Source organism: Thermostichus sp. MS-CIW-34, assembly GCF_054060435.1.
The window spans coordinates 25719-46687 of the sequence record NZ_JBSSDE010000021.1; the positions used below are offsets into that span (position 1 = coordinate 25719).

General features: G+C 56.7%; 15 protein-coding genes and 1 pseudogene. 4 read left to right on the forward strand and 12 right to left on the reverse strand.

Features of this window, described 5'->3' with window-relative positions:
- Positions 1-36: 36 nt before the first annotated feature.
- Both ftsH and ACVWYY_RS08730 read right to left on the reverse strand, forming a co-directional pair.
- Complete coding sequence (ftsH, locus tag ACVWYY_RS08725; protein ID WP_457440275.1) at positions 37-1959, reverse strand: ATP-dependent zinc metalloprotease FtsH; 1923 nt, start codon at positions 1957-1959, stop codon at positions 37-39.
- 136 nt (positions 1960-2095) lie between these two features.
- Complete coding sequence (locus ACVWYY_RS08730; RefSeq protein ID WP_457395729.1) at positions 2096-2971, reverse strand: SDR family NAD(P)-dependent oxidoreductase; 876 nt, start codon at positions 2969-2971, stop codon at positions 2096-2098.
- Between the two features lie 304 nt (positions 2972-3275).
- Between ACVWYY_RS08730 and ACVWYY_RS08735 the strand changes: the two genes are divergently transcribed.
- Entirely contained in the window at positions 3276-3785 is a 510-nt protein-coding gene (locus ACVWYY_RS08735) for a hypothetical protein (RefSeq protein ID WP_457403978.1), read from the forward strand.
- A gap of 22 nt (positions 3786-3807) precedes the next feature.
- Here the strand turns inward: ACVWYY_RS08735 and ACVWYY_RS08740 are convergent, their stop codons facing one another.
- Positions 3808-6333, reverse strand: coding sequence for a DNA gyrase/topoisomerase IV subunit A (locus ACVWYY_RS08740; RefSeq protein WP_457403979.1), 2526 nt, complete (start codon positions 6331-6333; stop codon positions 3808-3810).
- 126 nt (positions 6334-6459) lie between these two features.
- On the opposite strand from ACVWYY_RS08740, the gene ACVWYY_RS08745 reads away from it, so the two are divergent.
- The gene (locus tag ACVWYY_RS08745; RefSeq protein WP_457387856.1) at positions 6460-7482 is read left to right on the forward strand and encodes an arsenic resistance protein; all 1023 of its coding nucleotides are present in this window, start codon (positions 6460-6462) and stop codon (positions 7480-7482) included.
- On the opposite strand, the pseudogene ACVWYY_RS08750 reads toward ACVWYY_RS08745, so the two are convergent.
- From ACVWYY_RS08750 to ACVWYY_RS08760, 3 genes and pseudogenes are all read right to left on the reverse strand, one after another.
- Positions 7479-9384, reverse strand: a pseudogene (locus tag ACVWYY_RS08750) (ABC-F family ATP-binding cassette domain-containing protein). The gene ACVWYY_RS08745 and the pseudogene ACVWYY_RS08750 sit on opposite strands and share 4 nt — an antisense overlap.
- Positions 9385-9524: 140 nt before the next feature.
- A complete protein-coding gene (gene phnD, locus ACVWYY_RS08755; protein ID WP_457403980.1) occupies positions 9525-10529 on the reverse strand; it encodes a phosphate/phosphite/phosphonate ABC transporter substrate-binding protein in 1005 nt (334 codons plus the stop codon).
- Positions 10530-10712: 183 nt separating this feature from the next.
- A complete protein-coding gene (locus ACVWYY_RS08760) occupies positions 10713-11435 on the reverse strand; it encodes a hypothetical protein (RefSeq protein WP_011431684.1) in 723 nt (240 codons plus the stop codon).
- A 270-nt stretch (positions 11436-11705) separates the two neighbouring features.
- On the opposite strand from ACVWYY_RS08760, the gene ACVWYY_RS08765 reads away from it, so the two are divergent.
- On the forward strand, positions 11706-13109 hold the full coding sequence (locus tag ACVWYY_RS08765) for a phosphoglucomutase/phosphomannomutase family protein (protein WP_457403981.1): 1404 nt from the start codon (positions 11706-11708) through the stop codon (positions 13107-13109).
- A gap of 187 nt (positions 13110-13296) precedes the next feature.
- Here ACVWYY_RS08765 and ACVWYY_RS08770 read toward each other — a convergent pair whose 3' ends face one another.
- Together ACVWYY_RS08770 and ACVWYY_RS08775 are read right to left on the reverse strand one after the other, a co-directional pair.
- The gene (locus ACVWYY_RS08770; protein ID WP_457440277.1) at positions 13297-14343 is read right to left on the reverse strand and encodes a DUF7933 domain-containing protein; all 1047 of its coding nucleotides are present in this window, start codon (positions 14341-14343) and stop codon (positions 13297-13299) included.
- Positions 14344-14409: 66 nt separating this feature from the next.
- Positions 14410-15075, reverse strand: a complete 666-nt coding sequence (locus ACVWYY_RS08775) for a hypothetical protein (protein ID WP_457387853.1) — start codon at positions 15073-15075, stop codon at positions 14410-14412.
- 322 nt (positions 15076-15397) lie between these two features.
- On the opposite strand from ACVWYY_RS08775, the gene ACVWYY_RS08780 reads away from it, so the two are divergent.
- A complete protein-coding gene (locus ACVWYY_RS08780; protein WP_457440279.1) occupies positions 15398-16795 on the forward strand; it encodes a hypothetical protein in 1398 nt (465 codons plus the stop codon).
- Positions 16796-16854: 59 nt separating this feature from the next.
- Here ACVWYY_RS08780 and ACVWYY_RS08785 read toward each other — a convergent pair whose 3' ends face one another.
- From ACVWYY_RS08785 to ACVWYY_RS08800, 4 genes are all read right to left on the reverse strand, one after another.
- Positions 16855-18411: a phytoene desaturase family protein gene (locus tag ACVWYY_RS08785; RefSeq protein WP_457440281.1), complete on the reverse strand. Its 1557-nt coding sequence runs from the start codon at positions 18409-18411 to the stop codon at positions 16855-16857.
- Between the two features lie 46 nt (positions 18412-18457).
- Positions 18458-19705 (reverse strand): RNA-guided endonuclease InsQ/TnpB family protein, encoded by a 1248-nt coding sequence (locus tag ACVWYY_RS08790; protein WP_457440287.1) that lies wholly within the window; start codon positions 19703-19705, stop codon positions 18458-18460.
- Entirely contained in the window at positions 19593-20186 is a 594-nt protein-coding gene (locus tag ACVWYY_RS08795) for an IS607 family transposase (RefSeq protein WP_457440283.1), read from the reverse strand. The genes ACVWYY_RS08790 and ACVWYY_RS08795 overlap by 113 nt, the downstream gene beginning before the upstream one ends.
- A 116-nt stretch (positions 20187-20302) precedes the next feature.
- Entirely contained in the window at positions 20303-20884 is a 582-nt protein-coding gene (locus ACVWYY_RS08800; protein WP_457440285.1) for a Uma2 family endonuclease, read from the reverse strand.
- Between the last annotated feature and the right edge of the window lie 85 nt (positions 20885-20969).

The window sequence follows — 20969 nt, forward strand, 5'->3', positions numbered from 1 at the left end:
CCCCAGTTGTCTATCTGGCAATGGAGATGGGATCCCTTAGACCAGCTTTGGACTCCGTCCCGCTTCCGGGAATGGACTGGGTAGGCCGACCTTCTCCGGGATGGGCACATACTCCGAGACAATCGCCCGGAATTCGTCGCCATCCAGGGTTTCCCGTTCCACCAAGGTATCGGCCAATCGATCCAGCAGAGGGCGGTGCTCCAGCAAAATCTGCTTGGCTTTCTGGTAACAGCTCTCCAGGATCTGCCGCACCTGGCGGTCGATCTTGGCGGCCACATCCTCCGAGTACTCGACGCGGTTCATCCAGCCGCCGCCCAAGAATACCTCGTTGTTGGGGGGATCCAGCATCAAGGGCCCCAGCTCAGACATGCCAAAGCGGGTCACCATCTGCCGCACCAGATTCGTGTTCTGCTGCAGGTCGTTGCTGGCTCCGGTGGTCACTTCCGAGTAGCCGAAGACGATCTCTTCGGCCGCCCGACCGCCAAAGCCCACCACCACCCGATCCAGCAGCCAAGCGCGGCTGTACATGCCGGAGTCGATCTGCTCCTCGTTGGGCAGTTGCTGGGCAAAGCCACCTGCGCCGCCGGAACGGGGGATGATGGTCACCTTGTTCAAGGGATCCGCGTGGGGCAAAAGTGTCATCAACAGGGCATGGCCACACTCGTGGTAGGCGATCAGGCGCTTGCTCTTGCCGTCCAGAAGCGGCGGCTTGGTCAGGCCAATGGTGATGCGGTCAATGGCGTCCTCAATGTCTTGGTTGGTGATGGCCATGCGCTGACGGCGGGCCGCCAAAATGGCCGCTTCATTGAGCAGGTTGGCCAGATCCGCACCGGCAAAGCCAGGGGTACGGCGGGCAATCGCCTCCAGGCTGACCTCTTCCGCCAGCTTCTTGTTGCGGGCATGCACCCGCAAGATCTCGTAGCGCCCCTTAAAGCTAGGCCGATCCACCGTAACCTGGCGGTCGAAGCGGCCCGGACGCAAGAGAGCGGCATCCAACACATCAGGGCGGTTGGTGGCGGCAATCACGATAATGCCGGTGTTGCCCTCAAAGCCGTCCATCTCGGTGAGCAACTGGTTCAGGGTTTGCTCGCGTTCGTCGTTGCCCCCGCCAATGCCGGCCCCCCGCTGCCGGCCCACCGCGTCAATCTCGTCGATGAAGACGATGCAGGGCGCATTCTCCTTGGCCTTCTTGAAGAGATCCCGTACGCGAGAGGCACCCACCCCGACAAACATTTCCACAAACTCAGAGCCGGACAGGCTAAAGAAAGGCACTCCTGCCTCGCCGGCAATGGCCTTGGCCAGAAGGGTTTTGCCCGTCCCCGGCGGCCCCACCAACAACACGCCTTTGGGGATCTTGGCCCCAACAGCGGTGAAGCGCTCCGGCTTCTTCAAGAAGGTAACCACCTCTTGCAATTCTTCTTTGGCTTCTTCAATCCCGGCCACATCGTCGAACTTAACGCCGGTTTTGGCTTCCATCTGAAAGCGGGCCCGCGATTTGCCGAAGTTCATTGCCTGCCCAGGGCCGCCCGCTCCAGCACCGGCACGCCGCAGGAAAAAGAACAACCCTCCCAACAGCAACAGCGGGATCACCAGGTTGCCCAGAAGCGCCCAAAAGGCGCTGCCATTGCGGGTGGGTACCACTGCCACTTCGATCCCCTGCTCGGTGAGGCGGTCCACCAGTTGCGGTACGGTGTTGGGCAGCAGGTTCACTCGGTAGCGGGTGGAATGCTGGGTCTGGGGATCCACAGCCGTAACTTCAGCTACCAGATTGTTGTCCGTGAGGCGCACATCCGTAACCCGCCCCTCCTCGACGTAGCGCAAAAAGCGATCGTAGGTGAGGGCCGAGGCCAAAGCTGCATGGGCGGGTGCAGGCTGCAGCACCAGGCCGGATCCCTGCCAGAGACAAAAGCCCAGCAGGAGGGCGATCAGCCAGCGCTGGGGAGATAGAGGCTTGTTCATAGGGAAGAGAACGCTCGGTTATTAAAAGTCCTTTAACAAACTTAACCTGTCCCTCCTGGAAGGCACAACCCTACCCCCGCAAGGATGAGCTCCTGAGGGATCCCTGCCCCATCCGATGCCCGCCACCAGCCTGCAGTTAGGCCGAGCCGGGGGATCCCAGACCATCCAGCCCATAGACGCGCCGCCACATGGAGTCAGCCAGAGCAGCGGGCATGAGCCGCATCAGCCCCAACGCCACCTTACCCCCCGTGAAAGCGGTGTAGCGGTCGGAAGGGTGAGGATCGGTCATCGCCCTCAAGATCGGCTCCACCACTTTTTCCACCGGCCAGGCCATTTTGCTGAACGAGCTGGCCAGCTCGGCGGTCTTGTCCAAGATCGCCTTGTAGGGGCCGTTGGGGTTGACAACGGCAGCAAAGGTTTCTTCCGCCACGCGGCCAAACTCGGTGGCTACCGGCCCCGGCTCGATCAAGATAACCTTGATGCCGAAGGGGGCCACTTCCACCCGCAGGGCGTCGCTGAGGGCTTCGACAGCAAACTTGGTTGCGTTGTAAACGCCGCTGAAAGGCATGGACAGCTGGCCGGCCACCGAGCTGAGGTTGAGGATGCGGCCACTGCCCCGTTCCCGCATTTGGGGCAAGAGGGCACGGGTGAGGGCGTGCAAGCCAAATACATTCACCTCAAACTGGCGCCGCATGGCCGCCACATCCACCTCTTCCACCGGCCCCATCTGGCCATAGCCGGCGTTGTTCACCAGGATATCCACCCGGCCAAAGTGATCCAGAGCCTTTTGGGCCAGCGCCTCCACCTGGGCCGTATCGGCCATGTCGGTGGGCACCACCAGCGCCTCCGCTCCCCGACTCTCCACCAAGTCTTTGACGTTTCGCAGCAGCCCTTCCCGGCGGGCCGCCAGCACCAAGCGAGCCCCGCGTTTGGCCGCCTCCAGAGCGACGGCTTCCCCAATTCCAGCAGAGGCGCCGGTAATCAGCACCACCTGATTTGCAAGTGAAGGCATGGTTTCTTTTATCCAAACTCTCCACCATCCTAGAAGAACGACTGGGATCCCTGGAGAGGGGCAGCTCCGTCTTCCGAACTTCTGGATTCGGCATCCGCTATCATGGCTACATTGGGTAAACCCAGAAAACAGCCGGGACAAAGCCCGATAGACAGGTCTCTGCTTGGGCTGAAGTCCTATGGTGCTTTGATTTAAAGTAGAGAGTTGTGTATAGGGTGCAGCGACTGTGAAGTACTTCTGCAGGCGAGTTGGCCGAGGTCGATCTCTCTCCCCGGAAGAGCGTTGGGTTGTTACTGAGGTTCGATTGGCTCAATTGCTCAGGGCAGCGGAAGCCAACCTCAAGGCCAACTCTGAGCTGCGGCAGCAGCAGCAGGAGCAGCAAAAGCAACTGGAAGCCGAGCGCCGCCACAGCGAAGCCCTAAGAGACTCGACCGCCGATTTGCGCACCAGCGTGATGGAGCTGCGGGAAGGACAGGCCCTTTGGCAGAGCCATGTGGAAGAGCTGCGCTCCTGTCTGCGGGAGCTGCTCAAGGAACAAAGCGAACTGGTGCAGATTGTTGCCCAGCAGCAGCACATCCTGAAGGATTGTCAGGAAGTCATCCGCGCCATGCTGGAGCAAATGCGAGATGACCACCGAGACTTCCGCTCTGCCATCAGCATTTTGCTGGAGGAGCTGCACCAAACCGTGCGCTGTTTGGTTATCAGGTCAGGTGGCACCCTACCCAAGCCCGTTCGCCATCCCGAAGTGCCGGAGACGGATCCCGGCTCCCCGCCGACCGATTCGGCCTCGCCTGGGGAAGGCTCTTCGTCCTAGGGATCTTCTGCTCCCCCAAGAGCTATCCCACATCGCCTTCCGGCAGCCACTGCGGCCAGAACAGGCGCAACTCCCTGACCCGCTCCCCTTTGACCAGGAGGGATCCGCCCCCGGAGCGGCTTTGCAGCGGGATCTCGGCAGGAGAGAAGGAGTACACCTGTTCAGACTCCGTGATCACATCCAGTTGCAGATGGGAATGCCTCTCCAGCTCGGGGGGGAGACCCACCAAGCCCACCAGCACATCCCCTCGGTCGGAGAAGTGAAAGGCCGGCGCGCCCACCGGACTCCGCTCCAAGATGGGGATCTCGCTCAGGGGCAAGCGCTTCAGGTGGCCCAACCGGCTGGCCAGAACCAGGATCCCTTGCGGGGGCAGCAGCGCCATACCAACTATTCGCTCGGCGCGCCCCAAACGCAGGGCCGGCGATCCCATAGCCGCTCGACCCATCAAAGGGATCCCTTCGGCAGCCAGCCGCAGCACCCGTCCCCCTGAAGTCGCCAGAGCAACGCTGTAGCCTTGGCAGCCGGGATCCCAAAGGGCTGCCCAGCCCAGCTCATCTCCCTCTTTTAGCTTGAGGACGGTGGATCCCCGTTGGGTAAGGCCCATCAACTCTGCCAGGGCCAGCCGCTTGATCCGCCCCTGCCGGCTGAGCACCACCAAACTTGCCTTGCCCGGATCCGGAGCCAACGTGAAGGTGGCAACCATCGGCTCGGGGTTGGGGAGAAGGGTAACCAGAGGCACCCCCCGTGAGGACCCAGTGCTGAGGGGGATCCCTGCGATGGGCACGGTAAAAGCCTTGCCGCCGGCGGTGAGCACCAAGATTTCCTGCTCCAGCGTGACGCATTCCAGGCCGACCAGCACATCTTCCCCCAGTTCCCGTTGCGCGGGGTTGCTGCGGGAGCGACGGCCAGGCAGAGGCAGGCGGCGCACATAGCCCTTGCGGGTGAATTGCAGCAAGAAGTGGGTCTCTTCCGTCTCTTCGCCGCTGGGGATTTGGGCCACTTCCGCTTCCAGCTCCGAGGCCGAGAGGATCTGGGTGCGCCGGGGATCCCCGAAGATTTTCTTCAAGTGGCGCAGCTCTTTTTTCAGGTAGTTCAAGAGCTTGCGGCGGTCGCTGAGTAGCCCCTGCAGTTCTTCGATGCGGGCCTGCAACTGGGCATGTTCCTGGTGCAGCCGTTCCCGCTCCAATCCCGTCAGGCGACGCAGAGGCATGGCCAAAATCGTCTCTGCCTGCTGGGGGGTACAGCCCAGGCGAGTTTGCAATTGGGCTTTGGCCGTGGTGCCATCGGGCGCTTGCCGCAGCAGCTCGATCACCCCCTCCAGATCCGCCAACGCCAGCAACATTCCTGCCACCTCTTCCGCCTTGCGCTGCACCTGCTGCAACTCGGCACGGAACATCCGGTTGAGGGTGGCCTCGCGAAATTGCAAAAAGTGCTGCAGGATCTCTTTGAGGCTCAGCTGCCGCGGTTCCCCGTTCACCAAAGCCAGCAGGATGGCTCCAAAGTTGCTTTGCAAAGGGGTGAGCTTATACAACTGCTGCAAAACCGCCTGTGGGTTGGCCTCTCGCTTCAGCTCCACCACCACGCGAATGCCGCTGCGATCCGACTCATCGCGCAGATCGGCGATGCCGCTGATGCGGTCTTGGTTGGCCAGCTCGGCCACTTTTTCGATCCAGGCGGCTTTGTTCACCTGGTAGGGAAATTCAGTGATCACCAGAGCAGGCCGCCGGTGGCGTCCTTTGCCCGGCTGGATCTCCTCAAATCGGGCTACCCCCCGCAGGGTGATGGAACCGCGCCCGGTGAGGTAGGCTTCGCGGATCCCTTGGGTGTCTAAGATTTGGCCGCCGGTGGGAAAATCCGGCCCTGGGATCCAGCGCAACAGTTCCTCAGGGCTGAGGTCGGGATGGTCGATCAAAGCCAACAGGCCATCCACCACTTCCCCCAGGTTGTGGGGTGGGATATTGGTGGCCATGCCCACAGCAATGCCGGCAGAGCCGTTGAGCAGCAAAATGGGCAAGCGGGCCGGAAGAACGGTGGGCTCCGCCTGGGATCCGTCGAAATTGGGCATGAAATCGACGATCTCTTCCGACACCTGCTCCAGAAGCGCTGTGTGGCTCAGCTCCGCCAGCCGGCACTCCGTGTAGCGCATAGCCGCCGGCGGGTCATCATCCACAGAGCCGAAGTTGCCGTGTCCCGCCACCAGGGGATAGCGGCTGGAAAAGTCTTGTGCCATGCGCACCAGCGCGTCATAAACTGCCTGATCCCCGTGGGGGTGATATTTCCCCAGCACATCCCCCACCACCCGTGCGCATTTGCGGTAGGGGCGATCCGGCGTCAGGCCCAACTCGTGCATGGCATAGAGAATGCGGCGGTGCACCGGCTTTAAGCCATCCCGGACATCTGGCAAGGCCCGCCCGACAATCACGCTCATGGCGTATTCCAGGTAGGAGCGCTGCATCTCCCCCTGCAAATCGGTGGCAATCACCCGCCCTTGACGCGGCCCCCCGTTCGATTCGGATCCCAGTCCGTCGAGAGTCAGTTGCTGAGTCATGGCACACAGGAGCGGAACGCTTTCCAGGTTACTCTAGCCGCTTCTCTGGTTCTTGCGAGGTGGGATCCCACACTGACAGGGGCTGAGAGACTGGAAATGCTGCTCACTATCCATCGAGTTGTATCCATGCGTTTCTCTGAAAGAGCTCAACCTTTGCTCGTTGTGGTATCGATCGGCGTGGGTCTGGCCCTCACAGGATGGCCAAACTCTGTCCAAATCTTAAGAGGCTGGGTACAACCTCTGTTGGCTTTGCTGCTTTATCTCACTTTCCTGGGCATTCCACTCGCATCTGGGGGAAAGGTTTTTTTTCAGAAACTTGAGCAGGTTAATCGCGCTTCTAAAGCTGTATTGGCAGTGGCGTTGGCCAGTTTGTCGATCAACTTTCTGTGGACTCCGATTTTTGCCTGGGGATTGGGGGCTGTTTTTTTATCGGATCTGCCAGATTTGTGGGTTGGCCTGCTCATGTTGATGGTAACTCCTTGTACGGATTGGTATTTGGTTTTTACAGGGATAGCGGGTGGAAATGTGGTTTTAGCAACGGCCCTGTTGCCTGTTAATTTGGTTCTGCAAGTTTTGCTTTTGCCAGTTTATCTTTTGCTTTTGGCAGGAGATTTAGTCGAATTAAATGTTGAAATTTTATTGTCAGGCTTGTTTTGGATCCTTTTCTTGCCTTTGCTGGCAGCAGCACTCACACAATACTCCATTCGGCAAATCAAAACGGAACGTGGAGAGAGGGGATCCCTTGAAAGCTATCAAGACCGGATTAGCATCATGCAGATTGTGGCTTTGAATCTAGCGATAGTTTTTATTTTTGCCACTGAAGGAAGCATTCTCGCTGAGAATCCAGCCCTACTTTTCAAGCTTCTGCCTCCCATTCTGGTTTTTTTCGCCGTCAACTTCCTCTTGGCTTACCAGGTCAGCCGCTGGCTGGGTTTGGCTTATGAGGAGTGGGTCTGTTTGACCTGTACAACCTTGGCTCGCAATTCTCCGCTTGCTTTGGCCATTGCTGCTTCTGCTTTTCCGCAGCGTCCGTTGATCCTTCTGGCTTTGGTGATCGGCCCCCTGATCGAGCTGCCGGTTTTGACGATTGTTGCCCAGATGCTGTTGCAAATTCGACAGAAGAGATGCTGGAAGCAGGCTCGACGCTAGTTGAGGTGGCGCTCGGCCAATTCTAGCCAACGGGCGGTCCCGGAGTCGATGGCGGCGGTTAAGTCTGCCAGTTTCTGGGCTAACTTTTGCACTTCGCTGTAGCCGCTGGGAGGGTTGTGATAAAGGATCTGCTCAATTTCAGCTTTTTCTGCCTCCATCTGCGGAATTTGGCTTTTAAGCTGCTCATATTCCCGTTTTTCTTTGAAGGAGAGTTTTCTGCTTTGTGGGATCCTATCAAGCTCTTTTTCAGGCTGGGGAATGAGAGGGACAGACTCAGGGCGGGCGGATTTGATCTCACTCTCTTGGCGCTGCTTATGCTCCAGATAAACAGAATAGTTGCCAGGATATTGCCGGATTTGGCCGGATCCCTCAAAGGCGAAGATGCGATTCACGGTGCGATCCAAAAAATAGCGGTCATGAGACACCACGATCACACAACCATTGAATTCTTCCAGATAGTCTTCCAATACTGCCAAGGTTTGCACATCCAGATCATTGGTGGGCTCATCCAAAATCAACACATTCGGCGCTTGCATCAACACCCTCAACAAAAACAAGCGGCGGCGCTCACCACCGGAAGTGGAGTGGGGCATATTGTTGATTGGGGGGAAAGAGAAAGCGCTCCAACATTTGCGATGCGGTGATCGTCTCCCCATCGGCAGTTTTCACCAGCTCTGCCACTTCTTTGAGGTACTCGATCACCCGTTGGTCGGGGTTGAGGCTGAGATCGTCAGAGTGTTGGTCGAAGTAGCCAATGTGGATGGTGGGGCCAATCTCCACTCGGCCCGCATCTGGAGCCAATTTGCCGATGATGATATTCATCAAAGTCGATTTTCCCGCCTCATTGGGGCCAATAATGCCCACCCGATCATCGGGGGCAAAGGTATAGGTAAAGTCTTGAATGAGGAGTTGGTCGCCGTAGGATTTGTGGATCCCTTCTAGCTCGATCACCTTTTTGCCGATGCGACGCCCGGCGGTCGCAATATCCACTTGTCCCAGAGCTTGCTTGAATTCTTGATTTTGTAGGTCTTCGATGCGCTGTTTGCGGGCTTTTTGCTTGGTGCTGCGGGCTTTGGCGCCTCGTTTGAGCCATTCCAATTCCCGCCGTAAGAGATTGGCATACTTGCGTTGGGATCCCTTTTCGACCGCTTCAGCAGCCGCTTTTTTCTCCAGGTAGTAAGAGTAGTTGCCGCTGTAGGCATACAGATCGCCGCGATCAATTTCCAGAATGCGCTGGGTAACCCGATCCAAAAAATAGCGGTCGTGGGTGATCAGCAGCACTGCCCCAGCAAAACGATTCAAATAATCTTGCAACCATTCCACCGATTCGGCATCCAAGTGGTTGGTGGGCTCATCCATCAGTAGAGCATCTGGCTCTGCCAAGAGGGCTGACGCAATGGCAATCCGCTTACGGTATCCCCCCGACAAATCGCCAACGCGGGCCTGAAAGTCTGCAATGCCCAAACGGCTGAGAATGGTTTTGGCCTGGGTTTCCAGATCCCAAGCGGATTCCACCTCGATACGCTCGCTAATACTGGCCAACTGGGATAACAGACTGGGATCCCCACCTTGATGGGCCAAGCGATGGGAAAGCTCCTCGTAGGCTCGGATCAAGCGCATTTTTTCTCCGGCAGCCGCAAACACCTGCTCCAGCACCGTATGCTCGGGATCCATCTCTGGCTGTTGGGGTAGGTAGATTATCCTCGCCCCAGAACTGACCCAGAGGTCGCCCCCATCGATGGGTTCTAGGCCAGCGATCATCTTGAGCAGTGTGGATTTTCCGGAACCGTTGGTGCCGATGATGCCGACTTTATCGCCTTCTTCTAGGCTGAAACTGGCATTCCTCAGGAGTTCCTTGATGCCAAAATCTTTGCGAACGGAGTTGAGGGTGAACAGGGCCATGGGGGATCAGGATGCTGGGATCTGCAGGATAGGTCTGCAACGATGATACTGTCCGGCTCGATCCTGACTGTTGCAGGACAACAAAAAGGGATCCCCGATCGAGAAGGGATCCCATAAGTGAAAGATCTGCTGGAGAGGATTTAGAGCTTGTACTCCACGCCGCTGGCTTTATCAATAGTGCGGATCACTTCCCAATACTCTTTGTAAGTGATGGTAATGAACTGCTCCCCACCACTCTTGCCAAACTCTTCCGCTAGCTTGGTGCCTTCCCACTTAAAGGTGAAGAAAGCCTCTTTCACTTTTTCCGCCACTTCTGGGTGGAGGTTGTAGACAACTCCATAGGCTGTGGTGGGGAAAGTTTGAGATTTGTAGATGGTGCGAATTTTGCTGGGATCAATCGTGCCCCGCTTGGCCATGCGGGTCATCACGGAGTTGGCAATAGCCGCCGCCTCGTAGTCACCGTTAAACACACCCAAGATAGAGTTCTCGTGGTTGCCTGAGAAGACAGTTTGGTAGTCAACCCCGGGCTCCATGCCAAATTCCCCTTTCAGCAGCGCCGAAGGAGCCTTAAAGCCAGAGTTGGAGGTTTCGCTAGTGAAAGCCAATTGCCGACCGCGCAGATCTTCGATGGATTGGATATCGCTATCGGCAGGAACGATGATCTCCATTTCGTAGCCGAAGCTGCCATCCAAGCTGGCCATCATAGCAAAAGGACGGAAGCCCACCGCATTCACCGCCAAAGGGACAGAGCCGGTGTTAAAGCCGGTCACATGCAAACGGCCCGCCCGCATCGCTTCCAACTGAGCAGCATTGGACTGCACTGGGAAGTATTCCACCTTCTTGCCGGTTACCTCTGCCAAGTGATCGAGAAACTCAGCCCAAACGTTCTTGTAAACTGAGGGATCCTCAACGGGGGTGTAGGCAAAGATCAGGGTATCCGGATTGATCCACTCGTTCGGATCTTCCGGCACATCGGCAATCAAATCGCCATCGCGGTCGCAGAAGCGCACATCCATCTCCGGCGGACGGGGGCAATCTTTGGCCTGGGCATGCACCAGTCCAGACAGGGCTACAGAAGCACCGGCCACGGTGGCAACTAGCCCCACGAGCAAAGAGCGACGGCCTGCCAAGAAAGTTTTCATCATAGTGTCTATTGACTCCTCAATGAGGGCTCAGTGTTTCTTCAAGGAACAGATAGAAAATAGCAGGCTAGAGTTAACTTTTTGTTAAGCGAAGATTCAGAAAAGGTAATCTCCACTCAAAATCCGCAGAATTTCAGAGAGGGATCCCAGTGATTGCTACTGATACGCTGGGTTTACCCGTAGAACTCACTCCCAGGCCCGAATGGCCGAAATGGCCACCAGCAAGCTACCAAAACCGACAACACCCGCCAAAAATGCCCCAAAGTGCCCTTCGGTTTCGGGTAGCTCGTGCTTCAGCACTTGAAAGATTAAAACCCCCGCTACAAAGGCAATGCTGGCGGCTAAGGCTATCTCCGGCAAAATGGCCCTTTGCCCCATCAGCCAACCGACAAAAAGGGATCCGATCAACAGCCAACGCCCTTGGTGCTGAAATAAGTGGGGATGATGCTCAAATAGATCTTTACAGACGATGCTGAGGTGGATAGCCAAAGCGATGGTCAGCAACAGGCAACTGAGCCATTCTTGCACCGTGTGTCTTAGCAAATAACCCAGAATTACGCTGTAGAGCGTAAAGAAACCAATGTGAACGGAAAATATCCTTGGATGCAGCAATGCCTCTTGCTTGGAAGATTGGGCCAGCCCCTCCAACCCATATACCGTAACAATGCCCAGCAACATGAGCAGATGAATGTGTTCAATCAAATAGCCCAACACAGGCACTTCTAGGGGCATCAAGTGTTGTTGCAGCTCCGTCACTTCCGCCAAAAAAGCCGTGAACACATAGGCCAGAGAAATCCCTCCACCCAGAGAGAGCCAGTAGCGCTGCGGAATGTTGTGCAGGAGTTGCTGTAGCCGCCGGGTGAAGAAGATCACCCCAATCAAGGTCAGCAGAAGGAGTAGGCTGAACATCTTGGCACCACAACTTGCAGAACTGTACCCACGTAAATACGCGGAGGAACTCCCTCGCAGATACCTTGGGCCGTCAGGCTGGGAGCTGGATTGATGAACCCTGCAAGAGAAACTCCTCTCTTATTACCCCCGCTCCAGCTGAGAATGCAGCCCATTTTGCCTGAGAGTGGGCTGAGAAACCGCAGATCAACCGCTTTTTCGTCCTCCTTGAAACCATTGACCTTGGCATCATGCTATGAGTTGATGCGACGGGATCCGATACATCAAGCCATGCCCACCCCCCCCATCCGCTTTGGCACCGACGGCTGGCGAGCCGTGATTGCCGATGCCTTTACTTTCCAAAACTTGGCCCTTGCCGCCCAGGCCGGCGCCCAAGTGTTGGCCCGCACCTATCCCGGCGAAGGGATCCTGATTGGCTACGACAACCGCTTTCTCTCGGAGCGCTTTGCCGCCCACGCTGCCGAAGTGGTGGCCCGATTGGGGATCCCGGTCTATCTCTCCACCTGTGTGGCCCCAACGCCGGCCTTTAGCTGGGGTGCCAAGGAGCGGGGCTGCCACGGCGCTTTGGTGATCACCGCCAGCCACAACCCCCCCCACTATTCCGGCCTCAAGGTCAAGGGAGGATTTGGTGGCTCCGTGCCGCCGGAAGTTACCGCCGCCATCGAGCAGGATATGCGCCACCTGCAACCTCTTGGATCCCACAAGGCCCCCATCCACACCTGGGATCCCTGGCCCGGCTACCTGGCTCAGCTCAGCCGCTTTGTGGATCTGGAAAAGCTCAAGGGATCCCCGGCCAAGATCTGGGTGGATGTCATGTTTGGCTCTGGCGCCGGTGGCCTCAAGCGCCTACTGGGGGAGAAGGTGATTGAATTGCAGGCCCACCGGGATCCCTTATTTGGGGGATTTCCCCCTGAGCCTTTGCCGCAAAACCTGCAGGCTTCCGCTCAGATCATCGCAGCGGATCCGGCCCCCTTGAAAATGGGCCTGGTCTTTGATGGAGATGCCGACCGCATTGCCGCCCTGGATGGGCAGGGCCATTTCCTCAGCCCCCAGATCCTGATCCCCATCTTGATCGACCACCTGGCCGGGCGACGCGGCTTGCGGGGCGAGATTGTCAAAACCATCAGCGGCTCCGAACTGTTTGTTAAAGTTGCGGAGCACTACGGCCTGCCGGTTACGGAAATGCCGGTGGGCTTTAAGTACATCGCCGAGCGCATGATGAGCACCCAGGTGCTGTTGGGCGGAGAAGAATCGGGCGGCATCGGCTACCTGGGCCACATTCCCGAGCGGGATGCCCTGCTTTCGGCCCTGTATCTCATCGAAGCGGTTACGGAAACCGGCCAAGATCTCAGCGCCCTTTACCGAGCTTTGCAGGAACGGGAAGGGTTCACCTCTGTTTACCTGCGCCGCGATCTCCACCTCGCCGATCAAAATCAACAAACCCAGCTCTTCCAGCGGCTGCAAAAGGATCCCCCGCTTGAGATTTTGGGGCAGCAGGTGATCAAACATTTCGACAAAGATGGCCACAAATTCACCCTCGCCAACGGCAGTTGGGTGATGATTCGCGGCAGCGGCACCGAGCCTCTGCTGCGGCTGTACTCGGAAGCCAAAACCCCGGAAGAAGTGAATCGCCTGCTGGATTGGGCAGCCGGCTTGAACAGCACAACAGCTTAATATCCCAGATAATCTTTTGCGCAAAGCTGGATCCCTTTGACTCTTGAGTGCAGAGACTGAGAGGCTGCCAAACTGCGGCAGCCTACAGGGTTGGCCTCTCCCCCCAAGCTCTGCTGAGCAGCATAGGAATGCTCACAGCTTGACCCATCTGCCTCACTTTTACTTGGGTCAAGGGTAAGAACTCTAATTAAAAGAAAGTTACAGTAGCTGCACTAGAAGTCGCTGGCGGCGCGCCATTGCTCAAGAGAGTAACAGGTGGATTGGTGTAGATCGCAGGCATGGGCATCGTTTGTTCGACCAATACAGAAACTACGCAGGAGGTGCCTGCTGCTAGGCTTCCGTTCATGAGAGAAATCGTGGTCCCAGGGGTAAGCATACCACTGCAGGTGTTTGAGGTAACTGCTGGACTCGTAATTTGTAACCCTGTGGGCAAAGTGTCGATGAAACTGAGGCCGGTTATGGGAACAGTTGCAGTGTTCGTAATTGTGAAGACAACAGCCACGACGTTGCCGTTTTGAGTCGAGTTAGGAACAAACTGCTTATTGAACGTTGGAGCAGGAACCGAGATCACTGACAGATTAACAGGTGTGCTTTGAACAGCAGGAGCCTGGTTACTGGTCAGAGTTACGGCAGGGTTAGTATAGGTACCTGTGCCTGCAGCAACAACCTGAACAGTAACTGTACAAGTTGCATTGGCAGCCAGTGTTCCACCGCTTAGAGTGATTAGGGCCGCGCCTGAAGTCGGAGCAAATGATCCACCACAGGCATTGGTGGAGTTGGGCGGATTGGCAACAAACAACCCTGTAGGCAGGTTGTCTGCAAAGTTGAGGCCAGTCAGTTGGATGCCAGAGTTGTTGGTGATTGTGAAGCTTAGGGTTACGGGAGCGTTTGGTGAGGTTGTGGAAGGACTGAAGCTCTTGGTAAACGTCGCCAGGGGGCCTGGAGGCAGGCCAACGATGCTGGGAGAGGGGTTCGGGCTGGGCAGGGGCGGGATCGTCGGCGCCGACACAGGAGAGGGCACAAGAGGGCTGGGCTGGGTGGTGGGAACAGATCCAATCGGAGGAGTGGATGGCAGCCCTACCCCCGTTCCTCCGGGTTCTGTATTCGGGTTTTGCACAGGGATGATTGGCCCTGGCAGCGAGCTGATTGGATTCCCCTCTTTAGTTTGTTGACAAGCTGTTAACAAGCCCAAACACAGGCAAGCCAAAACCCCAGCTACTTTTCCCGTTTTCATTCCCTCATCCTCCTGCCATTCAACTCTCTCGTGGCACAAACCCAAACAGCCTTACTCAGCTCCAGCTTAGGGGGCTTGGGCGCGCGCTTCCAGCCTCAGAGCTTGACCAAATGAATCTCGAATGACCACGATTACCAAAACCCTTTCTCCCGCAGCAACGTTGGTGTTGTAGGCGGCTAGAGCCGCCGGGAAGGTGAAGCCGTTGGTAAGCGTGATCCCGTTGATTCGGTCGTCGTAGCTATTGCCTCTGCCTATCAGCGTATTTCTAAACTGCTCAATTGCCGTCGGCAAAAAGATGCTGGTAATATCCGTGCCGCGACTGATGTTAAAAAACTGAACCTCTACGCTCCTGATCACTCCTGGAGCAAGCAAGCCGCGCAAGGTGATAGTTACAAAGGCGGATCCCACTGGCGGAATGCCAGAAAGCAGCAAAAGATTAAACTCCCCAGCTGGAGCTGGCCGCAAGCTAGGCGGATCCGGTAGGTCGGGCTGGATGGGCGGCGGGGTGATGGGGGCGAAATCCGGACCAGGGCGGAAGGTGATAGGCGTGAGATTGGGGGCAATCGTGGGGGCAACGGCCACAGGAGGAGGCGTGGCACCGCTAGAAGCCAGTAGAGGCGGCACCCCGCTGGTGGTCTCGCTACTGCAGCCGGTAATTAGCGCAACCGAAGCACAGGTTGCCCAAAGAGAGAGGCCGCCACGGCCAAGGGCTGAGCCAAAACGTCGTCTCATCGAAAAATCTCCACTCACTCACACCACAGCAAACGTCTTAGGCAGCGTCCAGCGGGGATCCACCGAGCTTGCTCAAGTCTTATGCATCTGCACAATTTCAAGGGGGATGCCTGCTGTTAGTTCTACTGCATCCTAGAGCGTTGTCAAGCAAGCGGCAGAGCAAATGCAAGAAATTGTTCTGGAAATGGCCCATCCCCTAGATATGGGGTATCATAGCCTCGAGCAGGGGCGGCCAGCTTACCTGTAGCGTTAGGGGTTGGGTGCCTTCTCCCCATTTTGTGTGTGGATTTGCCCAGATTTAAGGTGTGTGAGGAAGTGCCGTATGAACTTCAAAGGTCGCTCGTTGGCGGTTTTGTGTGGAGTCTTGCTGCTAGGCGGCTGCGGAGAAGTTAATGAGTCTCCGACCTTGCCTGGGCCCGTCCAGGTGGATCCGGCTGCCTTTGTCTCGGCCCAGGAGTATCGCTTTACCCCCGGCTCGGTGCTGGAGACCACCAGCCTGCGGCTGGACTATGTCAATCCGAGGTTTGATCGGGGTATCCCTGTGCGCACCAACCCCCTCCAAGGCAGCGGTGAAGCTCGCATCGCCAATGTTGAAGCCCGCATCTTGCCTGTGAACGAGATCCCAGCCACTGAGCTGACGATTGACTCAACTCTTCGCTCCAGCACCCTGGCCATCCAAATTGGGCGAACCACACCGCTGGTGAATCTCATTGCCTTTGGCCCTAATGACGGCAGGCTATCTACGCAATTTAGTATCGCCGGGCTGGTTGCAATTTCGACAAACCCCAATGATCAGCGCATTCGAGTGAACACAACCTTTAGAGCTGCCAGGGAAGGTACTGTCTTGACTCTCACCGTGCGCCGAATCTTGGTGAATAGGAATGGCAACCAAGTTGTCCTAGAGGGAGATTCTTCTCTCATTGTCCGCACCACGGGGGTACTCTATGAAGATCCTGGCCCAGGTGGCAACCCGCCAGCAGGAAGCTTCGTGAACCCAACAGAAGGAGTATCTGCCATTCTCCAGACAGGTAGTTTCTCCGCGAGCTTTGTGGTGCGGCAGCGGGGGGTTGCGGGCGATGGCACTCCTGAGGATGCCTTGGCTCTCTTTGCCCGCCTGAACTTCCGGCCCAACCAGGCGGAGATTGTCTATCGTCTTGCCCAGGTGGGTACGCAGTCGGTGCTGTTTGCTCCGGATCCGACTCGACCGAACATCTTGCCCAACCAGTTGGTGCGCATCCGACGCCTGTTGAACGGTCGTGTTCAAGCGGAGTTTGATCCGGCCAACACCAGCACAGTTCTCAACTTTGTGCAGGTCAGCCCTCCACCGCGACCTTTCCCCACCCCAATTCCTCAGTTACCTGTCCCTACTCCTGGACCGGGTGCTCCAACAGCCTTTGACTACTTTTTCTCATTACGAACTGAAAGGGAAGAAGGCGGGGGTACTCCAGTTGTTTTGCAGGGCATCGTGCCTGCAACGGGGGATTTCGTCTTCCGCACCTTGGCCGGAGCACAGTTATCAGGGCCGTTTAACCGGCTTGATATTGGTGGGGGAACACAAAGAGGAAATCTGAACCTTGTCTTCGATTCAACGACCTCTGCTGAGCGCATTTCCGGCCAGTGGTTCATAGAACAGGAGTTCCCTACTAACAACCTTGCAGCTAGAGAAGAGTCCATTTTGATCATCCGTGGGTTCTTTGAGGGAACTGAGGTGCGGCTGTAACCCAGGCAACCCGTTTGATCCCAGAGCAGGGATCCGCTTTGGCTTGGCCTTTTCCTCGGTCAGAGTTTCGGCAGATCGGCAAGCACCACCTGCGCGCAGTTGTGGCCAGGGATCCCGGTCACTCCGCCTCCTGGGTGCGCTCCTGAACCGCAGAGGTAAAGGCCGGGAATGGGGGAGCGATAGTCGGCCAGGCCGGAGATGGGCCGCAGGTTGTAGCTTTGATCCGGCGTCATTTCCCCGTGAAAAATGCTGCCCCCCACAAGGCCGAAGCGGGCCTCCAGATCCACGGGCGACAACATCTGCCGTGCGATCACGGCGTTTTTAATGTTGGGGGCAAATTGGGCAATTTTGTCGATTACCCGATCGGCAAATTCTTCCCGCAGGCCATCGTTCCAGTCTCGCCCTTTGGGTTGGTAAGGCACAAACTGGCAGAAGCAGGAGAGAATGTGCTTGCCTGGGGGAGCCATCGTCGGGTCGGTGGGGGATTGGCTGTAGATCTCGATAAACGGATCCCGGGAAGGGATCCCGTACTTGCAGTCATCCCAAGCCCGCTCCAGATAGGCCACCGAGGGAGCAATGTCTACCGTGGCGGAACTGACCACTTCTGGGGGCACTTCAGCAGGGGCCGCCGTGTAGCGGGGCAGTTCCTCCAGGGCCAAGTTGAGCTTGTACACCGGGCCTGAGGTGCGGTAGTGCCGTTCTAGCCGGTCACGCAAGTCTGGGGGCAAAGAGGAGCAGAGCCGCAAAAAGGTGATTTGGGGATGGGCATTGGAGAGAACCGCCCGCGCCCGCACGGTTTCCCCCGATTCGAGGATAACCCCAGCGGCCTGCCCACTCTCCATCAAGATCTCCGCCACTGGAGCAGACGTGCGGATCTCCACCCCTAAGTCCAGAGCTGCCTTGGCCATCGCTTGGGTAATGGATCCCATCCCACCGCGCACATAGCCCCAGACCCCACGCGAGCCAATGGCCCGACCTACCGCATGGACTAGCCAAATGTAGGGCGTACCCGGAGTCATCGGCCCGGCAGAGGTGCCGATCAAAGATTGGGGAGCCATCGCCGCCTTGACTTGCTCCGACTCGAAGAACTCATCCAGGAGATCAGTGGTCGAGAGGAGCATGATGCGGCGGAAATCGTCTTCATAGCCAGCAGCTGCAAAGCGATCCGCCAGTTGCCCCAGTGAAATCGGCGGCTGCATTAAGGTTGGCTCCACCACCTCGTTCACCCGATCCCAAAACTCCTCCCAGCGGTCGTAGGCTTCCGCATCTTTGCGAGAAAACTTGGCAATTTCCGCCTTGCTCTTGGCACGGTTATCGGCATACAGAAAGAGGTGCTGCCCATCCGGGAAAGGCATGAAGTAGGAAGGTTGCTTGGCATAGACCTCAAAGCCATAGTCCGGCAGGCGCAGATCGCGGATGATCTCCGGGCGCAGCAAACTACAGGAGTAGGAAGCCACCGACACGCGAAAGCCCGGGTGAATTTCTTCCGTAATGGCAGCACCACCAACGGTGTGATAGCGCTCCAGCACCAGCACTTTTTGCCCCGCTTTGGCCAAATAGCAAGCGCTCACCAGCCCGTTGTGGCCGGCCCCAATCACCACCGCGTCGTAGCTCATCGACAATCCTTTTGCAAATGCTTCTCCACCCACAATACTGATACATTTACGCTGAACACTGCTGATCATTACTGCTCAGCGGTGAAGCGATAGCATTCTGTCCGTCTCCGTTGTCGCTACGCGACGCTAACGCGACCGCGTCAGCGGGACGGAGTCCAAACAGAAAGGCGGTATCCCGCAAAGCTCTGAGCATAACACCCAGAGCGCCTTGCCAATCTCGTGGTAGCCTATGGTTGCACTTTGGGCATCTAAACACCTTTGCGCCACCCAACTTAGTGTGGATGTGCCCGCACTTGGTACAGGTTTTGCTGGTGTACGCTTCCGATACTTCCACGACAACCACGTTTTTCTTCTTGGCTTGAAACTTCAGGAGCTGCTTGAACCGGTAGTGCGCCCAGGTGAGCATCGCCCTTGCCGTCTTGCTACCAAACTTCCTCCCTGCCTTGGCAACCATCTTGGCTGACTCGAAAGTGGGGAGGAATATCAATCGGTAGTTATCCGTTAGGAACGCCGCCACCTTACGATGGCACTCGTCCACCAAGTTCCTGATTCTCTCCCGCAGACGAAACGCCGCTTGCCGCATCCGTCTGCGCTTGAGTCTTGGTGCTTTGCTCAGCCTAGACTGCAGATCGTCTAGGTGGTAGCACAGCCGAACGATTCTGCCAAAGTCTCCCTTGGCGATATCTACAAAGCCCGCCCCATCAAACCCTGTAAGGAAGCTTCTTACTCCAGGATCAAGTGCGATCACCCCCCTTGCTAACGAACACTGCTCGTTCACGGGCTCGGGGAAGATGGCATACCATCTATCTTTCACCCGCATTAGCTTAGTCCCATAGGCACACTTTTGCGGCACCGCTTCTGACGCCGTAAACGACAAACCCTTCGTGAGCTTCGGATACCACCTGCCCTGACTGAAATTACTGTTGTTGAACTGCAAGGTGTGGGTCTTATCCCTCACACTGCGAAACCGAGCTTCCTTGCTTTGGCGAAACGCTTGCCATGCCTCCATGACGGCGTTCTGCTTAATGTGGCAGGGGGCTTCCTTCACCCACTGCGGCAAGTCCGATTGCAGGATAATATTCCGCAGCTTTTCTGGGGTTTTAGTAGTGCCATGCTGACGCTGATAGGCAATCGCTTGGTTGTAGCAGTACCGGCACGCCGCTTGCCACCGCTTCCAAACCTTAGCCAGCGCTGGCTCCGGATAAATCCGTATCTTTCTCGATTGCAGCCCGGTATTTTCTGAGTCCGTAGAGCCGACTGCTGAAGCAGTGCAGGATGGTGAGGATATCCTCAACCAGTTCCTGTTGGGGAGAAAGGCGATCGTCATCGAGAACCAAGATTTCGCAGCCGTATTGACGGCAGTACCACTCAACGAACTCAAATCCAAACCGGCAGAGTCGATCCCGGTGAGCGACCACAATTGTTCCGACATCTCCCGCACGAACTCGTTCCAATAAGGCAAGGAACTTTGGCCTTTTGAAGTCGAGACCGCCGCCAACCTCTCCGACCACTTCGGCTCCAGGATAGAGGTCAACCAGTCTTGCAATCTGTCTCTCCAAGTCTGGTTTCTGCCCTCGACTGCTGACTCGGGCGTACAAAACGACTCGTTTGATCTTTTTTGGCGTTTTGATGTAGCTGTCGAGGTCATACCTTCTCGCCCTACCCGATGGTGTACGTATTGCCTTGATCCAGCCTTTCTGTTCCCATCGCCTCAAGGTGTGGAGACACACCCCAAAATAATCCGCCGCTTCTCTCGGTTTTACATACCTAGCCATACCAAGCAGCCATACTGAACATACTGTACATTATTTTCAGTATAGTCCAGCGTATCATTGACTAAAGTCATGCTCCTGCCAGCCAAGATTCGATCTGCCGGCAAGGGATCCCTGCCTTAACCGATGGAAAAAACCCGATCCAGACTCAGTTCTCCAGCCCGGATCCCTGGGATCCCAACTTTTTCTTTGGGGGTGTAAGCCTCTCTTTTTTGGTAAACTCCCGACTCTATTGGCAAGCTGTACGTCTCTAGGCAGTTCTCTTGCAAGTTCAAGATCCAGTAGTTGGGGATCCCGGCTTTGGCGTAGAGTCCGAGTTTGACTTCCCGATCATAGGTAAGGGAAGAATCAGCCACTTCGATGATGAGATAGATGTCTTCGGGCTGAGGATGCCGAGAGCGGTACTCATCCTGCTGAAAGCGCACAATGGCAAAGTCGGGCTCTGGCTCGTGATTGGGGGGCAGTTGGACCGGATCCTGGGTGCGCACAATAGCTTGCTCCTGCACAAGGCCCACCAACAGTCGGTACAGGCGGCTACAGTAGGCGGCGTGCCTCTCCCCTTTCGTCATCTTTTGAACTAGGAGCCCGTCAATCAGCTCCAACTGATTGGGCTCTTCAATCTGTCCAGACTCAATCAGTCGATGAAACTCCTCAAAGGTATATCGCCTGATATAGGGATCCAATCGGGCGGCTAGAGTCATCGACCAAACTCATCAGACCCTAAACTTCATATCACCACTCTACCAACTCACAAAAAAGGGATCCCTGGACCAGCCGAGGGATCCC